1 protein-coding gene is annotated in these 839 nt (G+C 37.2%); it reads left to right on the top strand.

Going from position 1 to position 839, the window contains the following annotated elements; translation table 11 throughout:
- Positions 1–839: SLC5/6 family protein (locus tag B5P42_RS24350; protein ID WP_483295822.1), on the top strand; the 839-nt coding region annotated here is incomplete at both ends.

Below are 839 nucleotides of genomic sequence, written 5' to 3'. Positions count from 1 at the left end.
CTGATGTATTCGGTTGCACTTACAAATACTGCAAGTAGTTTTATCGTGCATCAATTGCACATGCCGGAGCCTCCAAGGGCCGTTTTATCGCTTGTATTAGTACTCGGTCTTATTGCTATACTAAATTTTGGTCAAGATATCACTGTGAAAATAATGAGCATGCTAGTATATCCTTTCATAGCTTCTCTACTTTTTATCTCAATATCTTTGATTCCACAATGGAATACGTCAATGCTTAGTTTTTCAAGTGTTTCTACTGCTTCAACAGGAACAGGATATTTAGGAACAATATGGATGATACTGCCAATCATCGTATTCTCGTTTAACCATTCGCCTATGATTTCGTCATTTGTTATGAAACAGAGAGCTACGTATGGAATAGAAGCTACTGATGCCAAATGTGCTCAAATACAAAAAGTTTGTTATATCATGACATTCGCTGTTGTTATGTTCTTTGTTTGGAGCAGTACCTTAAGTTTGACTCCAAATGATCTTATGATGGCAAAAGAACAGAACTTGTCAATCCTATCATATCTTGCTAATGAGCTTAATTCGCCTGTAATCACTATTGCAGCTCCTATCATTGCGTTTGTGGCTATTACAAAGTCTTTCCTTGGCCATTATATAGGAGCATATGAGGTAATGCGTGACATGATTATTAAGTCCGGTCAAACACGCGGGAAAGATATAGGAGAAAAAACAGTTAAGACAATGATCCTTACTTTTGTCGTATTAACATGCTGGTATGTTGCTTATGCAAATCCAAGTATTCTTGGAATCATTGATGCCCTTAGCGGACCGTTAGTTGCTGCTATCTTATGTCTATTACCAATGTATGC

This window comes from Bacillus sp. SRB_331, from assembly GCF_003264175.1.
In the GTDB taxonomy this organism is placed as follows: Bacteria; Bacillota; Bacilli; order Bacillales; family Bacillaceae_G; genus Bacillus_A; species Bacillus_A mycoides.
This window is presented reverse-complemented; position numbering and strand designations above follow the sequence as displayed.